Consider the following 577-nt stretch of genomic DNA (forward strand, 5'->3'; position numbering starts at 1 on the left):
GGCGGAACACCTACAAACCATCGAACTGAAGCTCCGACCCGCAGGTCGGAGCCCATAAGATGCTCGCGTCCACTGTGCAGTTCTCAACGACCGACCCGTCACCCGCCCCCACTGACCCCACCGGCCCCGCCCACCGGAGGAACCGGCGACGAGCGATGTGGAATCGGGACGGGCCCGGCCAGAGACAGCACCCCCGCCGGCGAAACCGGCGGGGTCCGCTCCCTCAGGACCCAACAGCGTGCCTACGACCCCCACCACCCGCGACTCCGATCCACACCCGGCGCCCCGAAGGACACCCGGCAGTACTGGGAGCCGGCGCGCGGCCGGCGGCCGAACTGGTCAGCGTTCCACCCTCGAGCACTGCCTCGAACACTCGTGACCACCCGGTCGTGGGCGGCCATCACGGCCCGAGCACAGCTCTGCACCCGACAGACGACGTCTGCCGAGTGAGGTGCTCCTTAGAAAGGAGGTGATCCAGCCGCACCTTCCGGTACGGCTACCTTGTTACGACTTCGTCCCAATCGCCGATCCCGCCTTCGACGGCTCCCTCCCACGAGGGGTTGGGCCACCGGCTTCG

1 rRNA gene is annotated in these 577 nt (G+C 68.6%); it reads right to left on the minus strand.

The annotated features are described in order from the left end of the window. Positions 1–462: 462 nt before the first annotated feature. A 16S ribosomal RNA gene (locus ACI796_RS23110) occupies positions 463–577 on the minus strand; the annotation flags it as partial.

Source organism: Geodermatophilus sp. SYSU D00525 (assembly GCF_054050475.1).